At 62.7% G+C, this 13,163-nt stretch carries 11 protein-coding genes and 1 tRNA gene; 10 read left to right on the forward strand and 2 right to left on the reverse strand.

Annotated elements, in window-relative coordinates; all coding sequences use genetic code 11:
* Positions 1-392: 392 nt before the first annotated feature.
* The 10 genes from AC3WWH_RS00005 (at position 393) to deoA (ending at position 11,761) form a co-directional block, all read left to right on the forward strand.
* Positions 393-469: transfer RNA gene (locus AC3WWH_RS00005), tRNA-Met, on the forward strand.
* 394 nt (positions 470-863) lie between these two features.
* Positions 864-1,577, forward strand: a complete 714-nt coding sequence (locus AC3WWH_RS00010; RefSeq protein WP_058324459.1) for a lysoplasmalogenase — start codon at positions 864-866, stop codon at positions 1,575-1,577.
* Positions 1,561-2,979 carry a coniferyl aldehyde dehydrogenase gene (locus tag AC3WWH_RS00015; RefSeq protein WP_058324460.1) on the forward strand — a complete coding sequence of 473 codons (1,419 nt, stop codon included), beginning with the start codon at positions 1,561-1,563 and terminating at the stop codon, positions 2,977-2,979. Before AC3WWH_RS00010 ends, AC3WWH_RS00015 begins: the two co-directional genes overlap by 17 nt.
* A gap of 93 nt (positions 2,980-3,072) precedes the next feature.
* Positions 3,073-5,361 (forward strand): heavy metal translocating P-type ATPase, encoded by a 2,289-nt coding sequence (locus tag AC3WWH_RS00020; RefSeq protein ID WP_058324461.1) that lies wholly within the window; start codon positions 3,073-3,075, stop codon positions 5,359-5,361.
* Between the two features lie 245 nt (positions 5,362-5,606).
* A complete protein-coding gene (locus AC3WWH_RS00025; protein WP_058324462.1) occupies positions 5,607-7,142 on the forward strand; it encodes an ABC transporter ATP-binding protein in 1,536 nt (511 codons plus the stop codon).
* A complete protein-coding gene (locus AC3WWH_RS00030) occupies positions 7,139-8,272 on the forward strand; it encodes an ABC transporter permease (protein ID WP_058324463.1) in 1,134 nt (377 codons plus the stop codon). The genes AC3WWH_RS00025 and AC3WWH_RS00030 overlap by 4 nt, the downstream gene beginning before the upstream one ends.
* Positions 8,273-8,276: 4 nt before the next feature.
* Entirely contained in the window at positions 8,277-9,248 is a 972-nt protein-coding gene (locus tag AC3WWH_RS00035) for an ABC transporter permease (RefSeq protein WP_057247715.1), read from the forward strand.
* A gap of 4 nt (positions 9,249-9,252) precedes the next feature.
* Positions 9,253-9,645, forward strand: coding sequence for a cytidine deaminase (locus AC3WWH_RS00040; protein WP_034805117.1), 393 nt, complete (start codon positions 9,253-9,255; stop codon positions 9,643-9,645).
* Positions 9,642-10,448: a purine-nucleoside phosphorylase gene (locus AC3WWH_RS00045; RefSeq protein ID WP_057247716.1), complete on the forward strand. Its 807-nt coding sequence runs from the start codon at positions 9,642-9,644 to the stop codon at positions 10,446-10,448. Before AC3WWH_RS00040 ends, AC3WWH_RS00045 begins: the two co-directional genes overlap by 4 nt.
* Positions 10,445-11,761, forward strand: coding sequence for a thymidine phosphorylase (gene deoA, locus AC3WWH_RS00050; RefSeq protein WP_058324464.1), 1,317 nt, complete (start codon positions 10,445-10,447; stop codon positions 11,759-11,761). The genes AC3WWH_RS00045 and deoA overlap by 4 nt, the downstream gene beginning before the upstream one ends.
* Here the strand turns inward: deoA and AC3WWH_RS00055 are convergent.
* Positions 11,754-12,281: a TIGR02281 family clan AA aspartic protease gene (locus AC3WWH_RS00055; RefSeq protein WP_058324617.1), complete on the reverse strand. Its 528-nt coding sequence runs from the start codon at positions 12,279-12,281 to the stop codon at positions 11,754-11,756. The two genes, deoA and AC3WWH_RS00055, sit on opposite strands and share 8 nt — an antisense overlap.
* Before the next feature lie 187 nt (positions 12,282-12,468).
* Positions 12,469-13,098: a uracil phosphoribosyltransferase gene (gene upp / locus AC3WWH_RS00060; RefSeq protein ID WP_058324465.1), complete on the reverse strand. Its 630-nt coding sequence runs from the start codon at positions 13,096-13,098 to the stop codon at positions 12,469-12,471.
* Between the last annotated feature and the right edge of the window lie 65 nt (positions 13,099-13,163).

The raw sequence follows: 13,163 nt of genomic DNA on the forward strand, positions 1-13,163 counted from the left end.
ACGGCCGTGAAACGCCCCAGCGCCGATGGTACTTCGTCTTAAGACGCGGGAGAGTAGGTCGCTGCCAGGTCTGCAAAGCGCAAGAGAAACAACCGCCGCTCCCCTTCGAGGCATCGCCGAGAAGGATAAGGTAGCGGCGGAAACAAACCGAAACATCTTCTCGACACACACTTCGGCCCTGCCGAACACGGGCCGCCACCAAGCGGCCCTTTTGTTTTGCTAGACTGAAAATAATCAGTGCGTCCCTTACGCGAGACAAATCCTACCGATTTGCTCGGCACAGACAAACAACGAGATTTTGCTTCGCAAAACTCGGACCGGATTAAACGGGATTTTGCCTTCGGCAAAACCCGGAAAGAGCGGATAAATCCCATAGGGATTTACCGCGATGGCGCGGGGTGGAGCAGCCCGGTAGCTCGTCAGGCTCATAACCTGAAGGCCGCAGGTTCAAATCCTGCCCCCGCAACCAAATCAAAAAAAGCCCGCGCGGAGAAATCCGCCGGGCTTTTTTGGCGTTTCTCAACCACCAAAACCACCGTCACCACGCGAAACCACCACGCCCGCAAGCATAAAGCGCGCTGAAACGGCAAACCGCGACGCGATGCCAGACACTTGACCAACCCCTTCTAGCCAGCGGCGATTGTTGTGTTTTGACCAATGAAACCTGACGTCGCTGGGTGGCTAAGCAAGTAGAAGCAAGCGTATGGGCAGAGTGCACGACAGCGAAGCACATCCTGCTGATCGGCCCCTCCAGGCACCCGCTCTGCGCGATGCAGCTGGACAAGCTCTCGAAAATAGAAACTATCGCCATAATCAAAAGGGAGTCGCACCAGGCTCCGAAAATGGCGGGGGGATTCGCGAGCATGGCCTATCAGGGGACTTTGGGTATCGAGCGAACCCGACTGGTCTACGCACTCTTTCTCGTCTGCGCCGGACTGGCAATCCTCGGTAGCCTGCTTGCGGCTTCGGACGGCTCTGTCTGGCGCTGGCTACACTATCTGACCAAGCCAACGGCAACTCTGTTGCTGCTCGTGGTTGTCTTCAGGAATCGCGCTCCTTCCTCGCGCACCTACGGCATGGCAGTCGCCATCGGCCTGCTTTTTGCCGCGGCCGGCGACGTCTTTCTGATGCTGCCCGGCGATTATTTCCTCGCCGGGTTGATCTGCTTCCTGCTGACCCATTGCGCCTACATCTTCGCACTCACCCGCGATGCCAAATTTGCCGCCCATCTTGGGGTGTTTGGCTTCTTTGCCGTGATTGCGCTGTTCGTCGTCGCTGGCCTCTGGACGTCCCTGCCGCCGGAGATGGGCATTCCCGTCATCATCTACGCATTAGCGCTCGGGGCCATGGCCGCCCAGGCTGTTTCCCGCCTGCGGCAGTTCTCGGGAACGCCGGCGCAGGCAACCGCGCGGTTTGCCGCCTATGGCGGCCTACTGTTCATGATCAGCGACACGCTGCTTGCCTATGGCCGCTTCCGCTGGCAGATCCCCTACAACGCACTCTGGGTGCTCGGCACCTATTATGCCGCCCAGTATTTCTTCGCCCGTTCGACGCAAGCCCATGACAGCAAACGATAATTTATCCGCGCAGCTTCGCCCCACCTTCGACCGGCTGCGTGGCGCATGGCTGGAACAGCGTCCAACCACCGAGCAACGACGTAACGACCTGAGCCGGCTCAAGGATCGGCTGCGCGCCCGCAAGGACGAGATGTGCGAAGCGATCAATGCGGATTTCGGCCATCGCGCCCGGCATGAAACGCTGCTCGGCGAAGGCGGCGTCGTGCTCTCGGAGATCGATCACACGCTGGCGAAGCTCAAGCGCTGGGTCCGTCCGGAGCGGCGGAAGGCAGGATGGAAGCTCTGGCCGGCCAAGGCAGAAGTGCGCTTCGTGCCGCTTGGCGTCGTCGGCATCATCTCGCCGTGGAACTACCCGGTCAATCTGGCGCTCGCGCCCCTGGTCGCGGCGATTGCTGCTGGCAACCATGTCTACCTGAAGCCCTCGGAGCATACGCCGAAAACGGCAGAGTTCCTGCGGTCGCTGCTCGCCGAGGTCTTTCCCACGTCGCGGGTGGCGGTCGCGCTTGGCGGCCCCGAGCTTTCCGCCAGTTTCTCGGCTCTTCCATTCGATCATCTGTTCTTCACAGGCTCGACCGCCGTCGGGCGCAAGGTGATGGCGGCAGCCGCGCAAAACCTGACGCCGGTAACGCTTGAGCTCGGCGGCAAGTCGCCGGCGATCATCGGAGAAACCGCCGATCTCGCAAAAGCCGCAAGGCGTGTTACGACCGGCAAGTTCTTCAATGCCGGACAGACCTGCATCGCGCCCGACTACGTTCTGATTCATGAGAGCAGACGCGATGCCTTCGTGGACTTGCTGAAGCAGGAAATCGCCACGCGTTATCCGGCAAAGCGTCGCTTCGACGATTACACGGAGATCGTCAATGCCGGCCAGCACGAACGTCTGAAACGGCTGATCGCCGATGCCGATCGGCGCGGCCACAGGGTGGTCCCGCTTCTCGATGGGACACAGGACGCGCCCGGACGCCCACGCTTTCTCCCGCCGACAGTCATCCTCGATCCGGATCGCGACAGCGCCGTCATGGGCGAGGAGATCTTCGGCCCGATCCTGCCTGTTGTCAGCTACGCTTCGATCGACGCGGCGATCGGCCATGTGCTCGGCCATGACCGTCCGCTGGCGCTTTATTGCTTCACGCGCAGCGAGGCCGAAATCGAAGCCATGCTCTCGCGCGTCGTCGCCGGTGGCGTCTGCATCAACGACACGCTCTACCAGTTCGGCTGCAACGACCTGCCCTTCGGCGGCGTCGGCGCCAGCGGCATGGGACACTATCACGGGCGCGACGGATTCCTGACATTCTCCAAGGCAATGCCGATCTTGCGGAAATACGATCCGGCGCCGAGCGACCTGGTGAAACCGCCCTATAAAGGCATCGCCGACTGGGTGATCCGCTTCCTTTCGCGATAGCTGCCAAAAATACTGCATGCGCGCTGCAATTTCGCCTTGTAGCTCTAGTTGCTAGAGGTCGTAGCCTTGCTTCAAGATTGCAAGGAGCAGGTCATGGCGAGCACTATTCGAGAAGCCCGTTATCGCGTCGAAGGCATGGATTGCGCATCCTGCGCGACCAAGATCGATACGGCGGTACGCAGGCTGTCAGGCGTCGAGGACGTTTCGGTCTCCGTATCGGCAGGCACGATGTCGGTAAAATTTGCCGATGAGAATGATCTCGCGACATCGATCGTCAGCAAAGTCGGAAAGCTGGGTTATCGTCTGCATCCGATCAATGCTGGCCAGACGCTGGAACGGAAAGCAGCGCATGTGTGCTCCGGCCATGACCATGACCATGATCATGGTCATGAGCACGATCATGGGCATCACCACGACCACCACGATCATCACCGTGAGGGCCACGCCGGACAGAAGGGCGAAAACGCAGCGGCTGCGGCAATGGGCCTTCATGGCCATGACCATGGCCCGGCGAGCGGCCCGTGGTGGAAATCGGGTAAGGGCAAGCTGACGATCGCCAGCGGCCTGGCGCTGATATCAGCCTATGCGGTCGGCAAGATGGTTCCGGCCACAGAGCCCTGGATCTTCACGCTGGCCATGCTGGTCGGCCTGTTGCCGATCGCGCGCCGCGCCCTTGCCGCTGCCACCATGGGCACGCCGTTTTCGATCGAGATGCTGATGACGATCGCTGCCGTTGGCGCGGTCTTCATCGGGGCGACCGAAGAAGCGGCGATGGTGGTGCTGCTCTTCCTGATCGGCGAGTTGCTGGAGGGCGTAGCGGCCGGCAAGGCGCGCGCCAGCATCCAGTCGCTGACAGCACTCGTTCCAAAGACCGCCTTCGTCGAGCGGGAGGGCCGGCTGGACGAAGTTCCCGCCGAGACGCTCAGTGTCGGCGCTGTCATTCTCGTTCGTCCCGGCGACCGCATTCCGGCCGACGGCGTGGTGCTTTCTGGCGAGAGTGCTGTCGACGAGGCGCCTGTGACCGGCGAGAGCACGCCGGTGCGCAAGGAGGTCGACGACACCGTCGTTGCGGGCACCGTCAACGGTTCCGGTGCGCTGCGCGTGCGAGTGACGGCCGCTGCTGCGGACAACACCATCGCGCGGATTGTCCGCCTGGTGGAGGAAGCACAGGAAAGCAAGGCGCCGACCGAGCGCTTCATCGACCGTTTCTCGCGGTACTATACGCCAGGTGTCGTCGTGGTTGCGGCGCTGGTCGGCTTGCTACCGCCGCTTCTCTGGGGCGGCGCCTGGGATGAATGGATCTACAAGGGCCTCGCCATCCTCCTGATCGGCTGCCCCTGCGCTCTGGTTATATCGACGCCAGCCGCGATCGCTGCCAGCCTTTCGGCTGGCGCCCGGCGCGGCTTGCTGATGAAGGGCGGCGCAGTGCTGGAGAATGTCGGCAAGGTGACCGCCGCCGCCTTCGACAAGACCGGCACGCTCACCGAAGGCAAGCCGAGGGTGACCGACATTGTCGGCTTCGGCCGATCGGAGACCGAGGTTCTGTGCCTGGCGGCGGCACTCGAGCAGGGATCGAGCCATCCGCTTGCCCGCGCCATCTTGGAGCGGAGCGCAGCTGACGGCCTTGTCGTCCCCAATATCGCGACCGTAAATGCGGTCGGCGGCAAGGGGCTCGAAGGGTCAGTCGAGGGCGTCGCATTGTTCTTCGGCTCGCCAAAGGCGGCCGCTGAGCGGGCACCGATGACGGCGGCTGAGACGGCGCGGGTTTCGGCCCTCAACGACGAAGGCAAGACGGTTTCGGTGCTGGTAGCCGGTGGCGTGATTGCTGGTGCCATTGCCATGCGCGACGAGCCGCGGCCGGATGCGGCCGCCGGCGTCAAGGCGCTGACCGATGCTGGTCTGCGCGTCGTCATGCTGACCGGTGACAACCGCCGCACGGCGGAAGCAATCGGCCGCCAGTTCGGCATGGAGGTTCGCGCCGAGCTCCTGCCCGAGGACAAGCAGCGGATCGTCCGTGAACTGAAGAACGAGGGCTTCAACGTCGCCAAGATCGGCGACGGCATCAACGACGCGCCGGCGCTGGCGGCCGCCGATATCGGCATCGCGATGGGCGGCGGCACGGATGTGGCGCTCGAGACCGCGGATGCGGCGGTCCTGCATGGACGGGTGGGCGATGTGGCGGCGATGATCCGGCTGTCCCGTTCGACGATGCGCAACATCGTCCAGAACATCACCATCGCGCTTGGCCTGAAGGCCGTCTTCCTGGTGACGACGATCATTGGGGTCACCGGCCTGTGGCCGGCTATCCTGGCCGACACCGGCGCCACAGTGCTCGTCACCATGAATGCTCTGCGTCTGCTTCGGCCCGTGCGAGCCGCCTGAACAGCTAAAATGCCTCAAAAAGACGACCGGCGGCACATGGTGTCGCCGGTTTTTCGCGTCCAGGTGCCTGTGTATATTCACGCTGGACTCTCACCAGCGATCTGGTGAGAGTATAAGGAGAACTCGATTGAGGGCTTCCGCCCCGAAAAATCGATGATAAACTTATACCAAATGGTAAAAAAATCGCCGGCACGGTTTCTGGGAAGAATGCCGAAGCGGGCCAGTTTGGGGATCGCAAGGCCAATATGGACAATATTGCCATCGAACTGCGTGGGATCGACAAAAGTTTCGGCCCGGTCCACGCCAACAAGAACATCAATCTGAAGGTCCGCAAAGGGACGATCCACGGCATCATTGGCGAAAACGGTGCGGGGAAATCGACCCTGATGTCGATCCTCTACGGCTTCTATCAGGCCGACAGCGGCGAGATCCTCGTCGACGGCAAACCCGTTGCCATCCGTGATCCGAACGCGGCGATCGCCGCCGGCATCGGCATGGTCCACCAGCACTTCATGCTGGTCGAGAACTTCACTGTTCTGGAAAACATCATGCTTGGCGCCGAGGACAGCCAGATCCTCAACAAGGGCATTGCCAAGGCGCGCGTCGAGTTGAAACGGCTGGAGCGCGAATACGCGTTGGAAGTCGATCCGGACGCCGTCATCGAGGAGTTGCCGGTCGGTCTGCAGCAGCGCGTCGAGATCCTGAAGGCGCTCTATCGCCGGGCCGATATCCTGATTTTGGACGAGCCGACGGGCGTCTTGACGCCGGCCGAGGCCGATCACCTCTTCCGCGTGCTCGAGCAATTGAAGAGCCAGGGCAAGACCGTCATTCTGATCACCCACAAGCTGCGCGAGATCATGGCGATCACCGACGAGGTTTCGGTCATGCGCCGCGGCGAGATGGTGGCGACCCGCACGACGGCCGAAACGTCGGTCGAAGAGCTCGCCGAGCTCATGGTCGGGCGCCGCGTGCTCTTGCGTGTGGAGAAAGGCGAAGCCAAGCCCGGCGAGGTCAAGCTCGCCGTCGAGGGGTTGACCGTCAAGGATGGCCGTGGGGTTACCATGGTCGACAATGTCTCGTTCAATCTGCGGGCTGGCGAGATTGTCGGCATCGCCGGTGTTGCCGGCAACGGCCAGTCGGAACTGCTGGAAGCGATCTCCGGCATCCGCCGCGCCGTTTCCGGCTCCGTGCTCCTGAACGGCAAACCGATCGATGTCACCGGGCGCGCCGACCCCTCCGAGCTGCGTGATCGTGGTCTCGCCCATGTTCCGGAAGACCGCCACCATGTCGGCCTCGTCCTGAAGTTCGAAGAATGCGAAAACGCCATCCTCGGCTATCACCATGACAAGCGCTATCTCAACGGCGTCTTCCTCAACGTTGATGCGATTCGCAAGGACGCCGAGAAGCGCATCGGCGAATACGACATCCGCCCGCCGAACCCACGCTTGAAGACCGCGAATTTCTCCGGCGGCAACCAGCAGAAGATCGTGCTGGCACGCGAGATGGAGCGCGGGCCTGATGTGCTGATCATCGGTCAGCCGACGCGCGGCGTCGATGTCGGCGCCATCGAATTCATCCATAAGCGGATCATCGAGATGCGCGACCAGGGCAAGGCTGTCCTTCTGGTCTCCGTCGAGCTCGATGAAATCCGCGCCCTGTCGGACCGCATTCTGGTCATGTTCGCCGGCCGTGTCGTCGGCGAGCGCGATCCTGATGCGACCGAGGGCGAACTCGGCCTCCTGATGGCCGGTGTAGAAGGCCGCAAGGAGGCCGCAGAATGAGCACCCCTTATGCTAAGCTCCCGGGCTGGGTCGAATATGGCCTCATCCCGCTGATCAACCTCGCGGTCGCCTTCCTCGTTGCCGGCCTCGTGGTGCTGCTCGTCGGCGAAAATCCCCTGGAAGCGGCCTATCATCTGATCAACGGTGCCTTCGGCCGAGGCGAGTATTTGGGCTTCACGCTCTACTACGCCACCACCTTCATCTTCACCGGTCTTGCCGTCGCCGTCGCCTTCCATGCCGGCCTCTTCAACATTGGCGGCGAAGGCCAGGCCTATGTTGGCGGCATTGGCGTGGCGCTCGCCTGCCTCTGGCTCGATCAGACGATGCCCTGGTTCGTGGTGTTCCCGCTGGCGATCCTTGGGTCCGCCTTCTTCGGCGCGGCCTGGGCCTTCCTGCCCGGTTGGCTGCAGGCCAAGCGCGGCAGCCACATCGTCATCACCACCATCATGTTCAATTTCATCGCGTCGAGCCTGATGGTCTATCTCTTGACACGCGTCCTGAAGCCGCTCGGCTCCATGGCGCCGCAGACGCGGACCTTCGCCGAAGGCGGGCAATTGCCGAAGCTCGACTGGCTGCTTGCGATCTTCGGACTGAACGTCGGTACGGCGCCGTTCAACGTCTCGTTCCTGCTGGCGCTCGTTGCGGCCTTCTGTGTCTGGCTGCTGATCTGGCGTACCAAGCTCGGATACGAAATGCGCACCATGGGCCACAGCCCGTCGGCGGCACGCTACGCGGGCATGAGCGAGAGCCGCGTCACCGTTATCACCATGATGATCTCGGGTGGTCTCGCGGGCATGATGGCGCTGAACCCGATCATGGGTGAACAGGCGCGCATGCAGCTCGACTTCGTGCAAGGTGCAGGCTTCGTCGGCATCGCCGTGGCGTTGATGGGCCGCTCGCATCCGGCCGGCATCATCCCGGCCGCGGTGCTCTTCGGCATGCTCTATCAGGGCGGGGCCGAGATCTCCTTTGAAATGCCGTCGATCTCGCGCGACATGATCGTCATCATCCAGGGCCTGGTCATTCTCTTCGCCGGTGCACTCGAAAACATGTTCCGGCCGGCAATCACCCGGCTGTTTACGATGCAGAGCCGCCGTGCGGCCGTCGTGACGCAGACCAAGGGAGCTTGAAGCCATGGATTTCTTCCACGTCATCGTGGTGCTCCTCGAGTCCACCATCCGTGTTTCCGTTCCGCTGATCTTCGCAGCCCTTGCCGGGCTGTTCACCGAACGCGCCGGCGTTTTCGACATCGGCCTTGAAGGCAAGATGCTTGGTGCGGCCTTTGCCGCCGGCGCCGTCGCTGCGGTCACCCAGTCCGTGTGGATGGGGCTGCTTGCGGCGATCCTGATCTCGATCGCGCTGTCGTTGGTGCACGGCTACGCCTCGATCACCCAGCGCGGCAACCAGATCGTCTCCGGTGTCGCGATCAACTTCATCGTCGCCGGCTCGACCGTCATTCTCGGTGAAGCCTGGTTCCGCCAGGGCGGCCGCACGCCGGCGCTCGGGGAAGGTTCCCGTTTCCAGACGATCACCTTCCCCTATGCCGACAGCGTCAGGGAGATCCCGATCCTCGGCCCGATCTATTCGGACCTGCTTTCCGGCCATTTCCTTCTGACCTATGTCGCCTTCGCGATGGTGCCAATCAGCTGGTGGATCCTTTACCGCACCCGCTTCGGCCTGCGCTTACGCGCCGTCGGCGAAAATCCGGGCGCGGTCGATACCGCCGGCATCTCGGTTCTCTGGCTGCGTTATCGCGCAGTTATCTGCTGCGGCATCCTCTGCGGCTTTGCCGGTGCCTATCTGTCGCTGGCGATGACCGCCGGCTTCGTCAAGGGAATGACCGCTGGCAAGGGCTACATCGCGCTCGCAGCGCTGATCTTTGCCAAATGGCGGCCGTTCAACATCATGCTGGCCTGCCTGCTCTTCGGTTTCCTCGATGCGCTGGCGATCCGCCTTCAGGGCAATCCCCTGCCGCTGATCGGCCAGGTGCCGGTGCAGTTGATGCAGGCGCTGCCCTACATTCTGACCGTGATCCTGCTCGCCGGGTTCATCGGCAAGGCCATCCCGCCGAAGGCCGGCGGTGTCCCCTATGTCAAGGAGCGCTAGAACCATGGAAAAGGAACTGTTCGAGGCCGCGCGTGACGCGATGGCCAAGGCGCACGCGCCCTATTCGAAGTTTCCGGTCGGCGCGGCGATCCGTGCCGAGGACGGCAAGATCTATACCGGCGCCAACATCGAGAACCTGTCGTTCCCTGAAGGGTGGTGCGCTGAGACCACCGCTATCAGCCATATGGTCATGGCAGGCCAACGCAAGATCATGGAAGTGGCCGTCATCGCCGAGAAGCTGGCGCTCTGCCCACCCTGCGGCGGCTGCCGGCAGCGGCTGGCGGAATTCTCCGGCGCCAGCACGCGCATCTTCCTGTGCGACGAGACCGGGGTGAAAAAGACCCTGGCGCTGTCGGACCTTCTGCCGCACAGCTTCGAGACCGAGATCCTCGGATGACCGCCGCCGCTGAACTGCTGAAATCCAGGCTCGGCGGCCTTTCGCCGCGCTATGGCATCGTGCTTGGTTCCGGGCTCGGCTCGCTGGTCGATGCCGTGGACGAAACGCTGCGGCTTTCTTATGCCGACATACCGGGGTTCCCGGTCAGCAGCGTCTCCGGCCATGCCGGCGAACTCGTGGCCGGAACGCTCTCGGGCGTTCCTGTTGTCATGCTTTCCGGCCGAGTCCATTATTACGAACAGGGCGACGCCAACGCGATGCGCCTGCCGCTGGAAACCCTGAAGGAACTCGGCATCGAGTGCCTGGTGCTGACCAATTCCGCCGGATCGCTGCGGGAGGATCTGCCGCCGGGATCGGTGATGCGGATTTCCGATCACATCAACTATTCGGGCTTCAATCCGTTGATCGGCGTGGAAAGCGACGATCGCTTCGTCGGCATGACCAATGCCTATGATGCCGAGCTCGCCGGAAGAATGCAGGAGAGTGCCGAACGCCTCGGCATTCCGCTTCTTGGCGGCGTCTATATGTGGTTCTCCGGCCCGAGTTTCGAGACGCCGGCCGAGATCCGCATGGCCCGCATCCTTGGCGCCGATGCCGTCGGCATGTCCACGGTTCCGGAGGTCATTCTCGCCCGTTTCTTCGGGCTGAGGGTCGTCGCCGCTTCGGTGATAACCAATTTCGGCGCCGGCATGACCGGGGGCGAGATCAGCCATCACGAGACGAAGGACATGGCGCCGGTTGGTGGCAAGCGGCTTGCCGCGATCCTCGCCGACATGATCGCAGCCGACGCGGTGCGCGGGTGACGATGCTTCCGCAGGAAACAATCAGGCGCAAGCGCAACGGCGAACGCCTCGCTCCAGCCGAGATCGCGGATTTCGTCCGCGGCCTGTCGGATGGCTCCATCTCCGAAGGGCAGGTTGCCGCTTTCGCCATGGCGGTCTGGTTTTCCGGCATGAGTCGCGACGAGACCGTGGCGCTGACGCTCGCGATGCGCGACTCCGGCGAAACACTCGACTGGAGCACCATCCGTCGCCCGATCGCCGACAAGCATTCTACCGGCGGCGTTGGCGACAACGTCTCGCTGATGCTGGCGCCGATCGTTGCCGCCTGCGGCCTTGCCGTGCCGATGATTTCGGGGCGCGGGCTCGGGCATACGGGCGGCACGCTCGACAAGCTCGAATCGATACCCGGCTACGATATCCAGCCGTCGGCGGCGCTATTCCGCAGGACGGTCGACGAGATCGGCTGCGCAATCATCGGCCAGACGGCGAACCTCGCTCCGGCCGACAAACGGCTTTATGCGATCCGCGACGTGACCGCGACCGTCGATTCCGTGCCGCTGATCACGGCCTCGATCCTGTCGAAGAAGCTCGCCGCCGGCCTTCAGTCGCTGGTGCTCGACGTCAAGCTCGGCAATGGCTCCTTCATGAGCGATGCCAAGGAAGCGGAGGTGCTTGCGCGCTCGCTGGTCGATGTCGCCAACGGCGCCGGCGTTCGTACCTCGGCGCTTCTGACCGACATGAACGAACCTCTGGCCGATGCCGCCGGCAACGCGTTGGAGATCGAAAATTGCCTGGCCTTCCTCCGGGGCGAGAAGAAAGGCACACGGCTTGAAACGGTCGTCCTGGCGTTTGCTGCCGAAATGCTCGTCGCGGGGAGCGCCGCCGGTGATGCCGAACAGGGCGAAGCGCTGGCGCGCCAGGCGCTTGGCAGCGGAGCAGCACTTGAACGCTTCGGGAAAATGGTGCACGCGCTTGGCGGCCCGACTGATTTTGTTGAGCGCTCGGTGGCCTATCTCGGGCGTGCGCCGGTCATCTTGCCGGTCGAAGCGAAGCAGTCCGGCTATCTTGCAGCCTGTGAGACCCGCGAACTGGGCATGGCCGTCATAGCGCTTGGCGGCGGACGATCGCATCCGGATGACAGGATCGATCATCGGGTCGGCTTAGATGCGCTGAAGCCGCTCGGTACGCGGATCGAGAAGGGCGACCTGATTGCCTTTGTCCATGCGGCCGATCGGGATGCTGCGGACGTAGCCCGTCGTCGCCTGCACGAACTCTATACGATCGATGATATGGAGCCGGCGAAGCGTTCGCCGATTCTCGCGAAAATCACCTGACGAGGTGCAGGGCACCGTCCTCGACCCGGAAGGACGACAGCCGGTTCAGGAACGTCATGCCGATAAGCGTGCCGGAGAGCGCCTTGTCCGGCAGCACCAGTGCCTGAACGTCGCGTACCGATATGCCGCCGATCTCGATCCGGTTCAGCATCGCCGGAGCCGCTTCGACGACACCATTGGCAGTATTGACGCGAGCCGTGAAGGAAAGCGTGCTTGGTGCAATGCCGAGCCGGCGTGCGGTCGAAAGGTTGATGGCGATGCTGCTGGCGCCGGTGTCGACTAGGCCGCGCTCGCTGCGGCCGTTGATGCGGAAAGTGCCAAAGAAGTGGCCCCTGCCATCGGCGTCGAGCACAACGCTCCGCCCCGCCGCATACTTTGCCGTGGTCGTCGGCGGGGCTGCAGCTTCCTTGGCAGCCGTCTTGTTACCGCCTTGCGTCAAGGCGGTGGTTGCCAAGTGCGGGACCACCACCATGGCTGCAAGCGCGGCCACACCTGCCAATGCGAGCAAACGGACGAGCATGGACATCACCCCTTCAATGGCATCGGATGCAGCAAACTCAAATTGCTGCGGAGACCGTTTGCGCGTCCGAAAGGAGGCGCGATCGTTATGGAGCAGTAGACCGCATGACGCCTAAGACGACATAAAAAAGCCGCCGGATTCCGGCGGCTTTCTCGCGGATTTGCAATCCTGGTTAAGGATCAGGAAATCATTTGGTGCCGTACATGCGGTCGCCCGCGTCGCCGAGACCGGGCATGATGTAGCCGAGTTCGTTGAGGTGGCTGTCGATCGAGGCGGTGTAGATCGGCACGTCCGGGTGCGCGCCCTGGAAATTGCGGATGCCTTCGGGAGCGGCGAGCAGGCAGAGGAAGCGGATGTTCTTGGCGCCGCGCTCCTTCAGCTTGTCGATCGCAGCAATCGACGAATTGCCGGTGGCGAGCATCGGGTCGACGACGATGATGAGGCGTTCGGACAGGCTTTCCGGCGCCTTGAAGTAATACTCCACCGCTTCCAGCGTCTCATGGTCACGATAGACGCCGATGTGCGAGACGCGGGCCGAAGGCACCAGCTCGAGCATGCCTTCGAGCAGCCCGTTGCCGGCGCGCAGGATCGAGGCGAACACAAGCTTCTTGCCCTCGAGGACCGGCGAGTCCATTTCCTCCAGCGGAGTCTCGATCCGCTCCATCGTCAGTTCGAGATCGCGCGTGACCTCGTAGCAGAGCAACGTCGAGATCTCGCGAAGAAGCCGGCGGAAACCTGCGGTCGAGGTCTCCTTCTTGCGCATGATGGTCAGCTTGTGCTGCACAAGCGGATGATCGATCACTGTAACGCCGTTCATGGCTCACCTTTCCGGATTTTTTGTATCCGTCCTTTTTCCATGGAATGCGTCGTCGCCGCAAGGGT

Source organism: Ensifer sp. EB106-03-01-XG145, from assembly GCF_058792075.1.

Bases quoted from the DNA above. Each gene is read 5' to 3' on its own strand.
- AC3WWH_RS00015 (WP_058324460.1), top strand. From the start codon at position 1,561: ATGACAGCAAACGATAATTTATCCGCGCAGCTTCGCCCCACCTTCGAC.
- AC3WWH_RS00045 (WP_057247716.1), top strand. From the start codon at position 9,642: ATGACCGCCGCCGCTGAACTGCTGAAATCCAGGCTCGGCGGCCTTTCG.
- AC3WWH_RS00030 (WP_058324463.1), top strand. From the start codon at position 7,139: ATGAGCACCCCTTATGCTAAGCTCCCGGGCTGGGTCGAATATGGCCTC.
- AC3WWH_RS00035 (WP_057247715.1), top strand. From the start codon at position 8,277: ATGGATTTCTTCCACGTCATCGTGGTGCTCCTCGAGTCCACCATCCGT.
- AC3WWH_RS00020 (WP_058324461.1), top strand. From the start codon at position 3,073: ATGGCGAGCACTATTCGAGAAGCCCGTTATCGCGTCGAAGGCATGGAT.
- upp (WP_058324465.1), bottom strand. From the start codon at position 13,098: ATGAACGGCGTTACAGTGATCGATCATCCGCTTGTGCAGCACAAGCTG.
- AC3WWH_RS00025 (WP_058324462.1), top strand. From the start codon at position 5,607: ATGGACAATATTGCCATCGAACTGCGTGGGATCGACAAAAGTTTCGGC.
- AC3WWH_RS00055 (WP_058324617.1), bottom strand. From the start codon at position 12,281: ATGCTCGTCCGTTTGCTCGCATTGGCAGGTGTGGCCGCGCTTGCAGCC.
- AC3WWH_RS00040 (WP_034805117.1), top strand. From the start codon at position 9,253: ATGGAAAAGGAACTGTTCGAGGCCGCGCGTGACGCGATGGCCAAGGCG.
- AC3WWH_RS00010 (WP_058324459.1), top strand. From the start codon at position 864: ATGGCCTATCAGGGGACTTTGGGTATCGAGCGAACCCGACTGGTCTAC.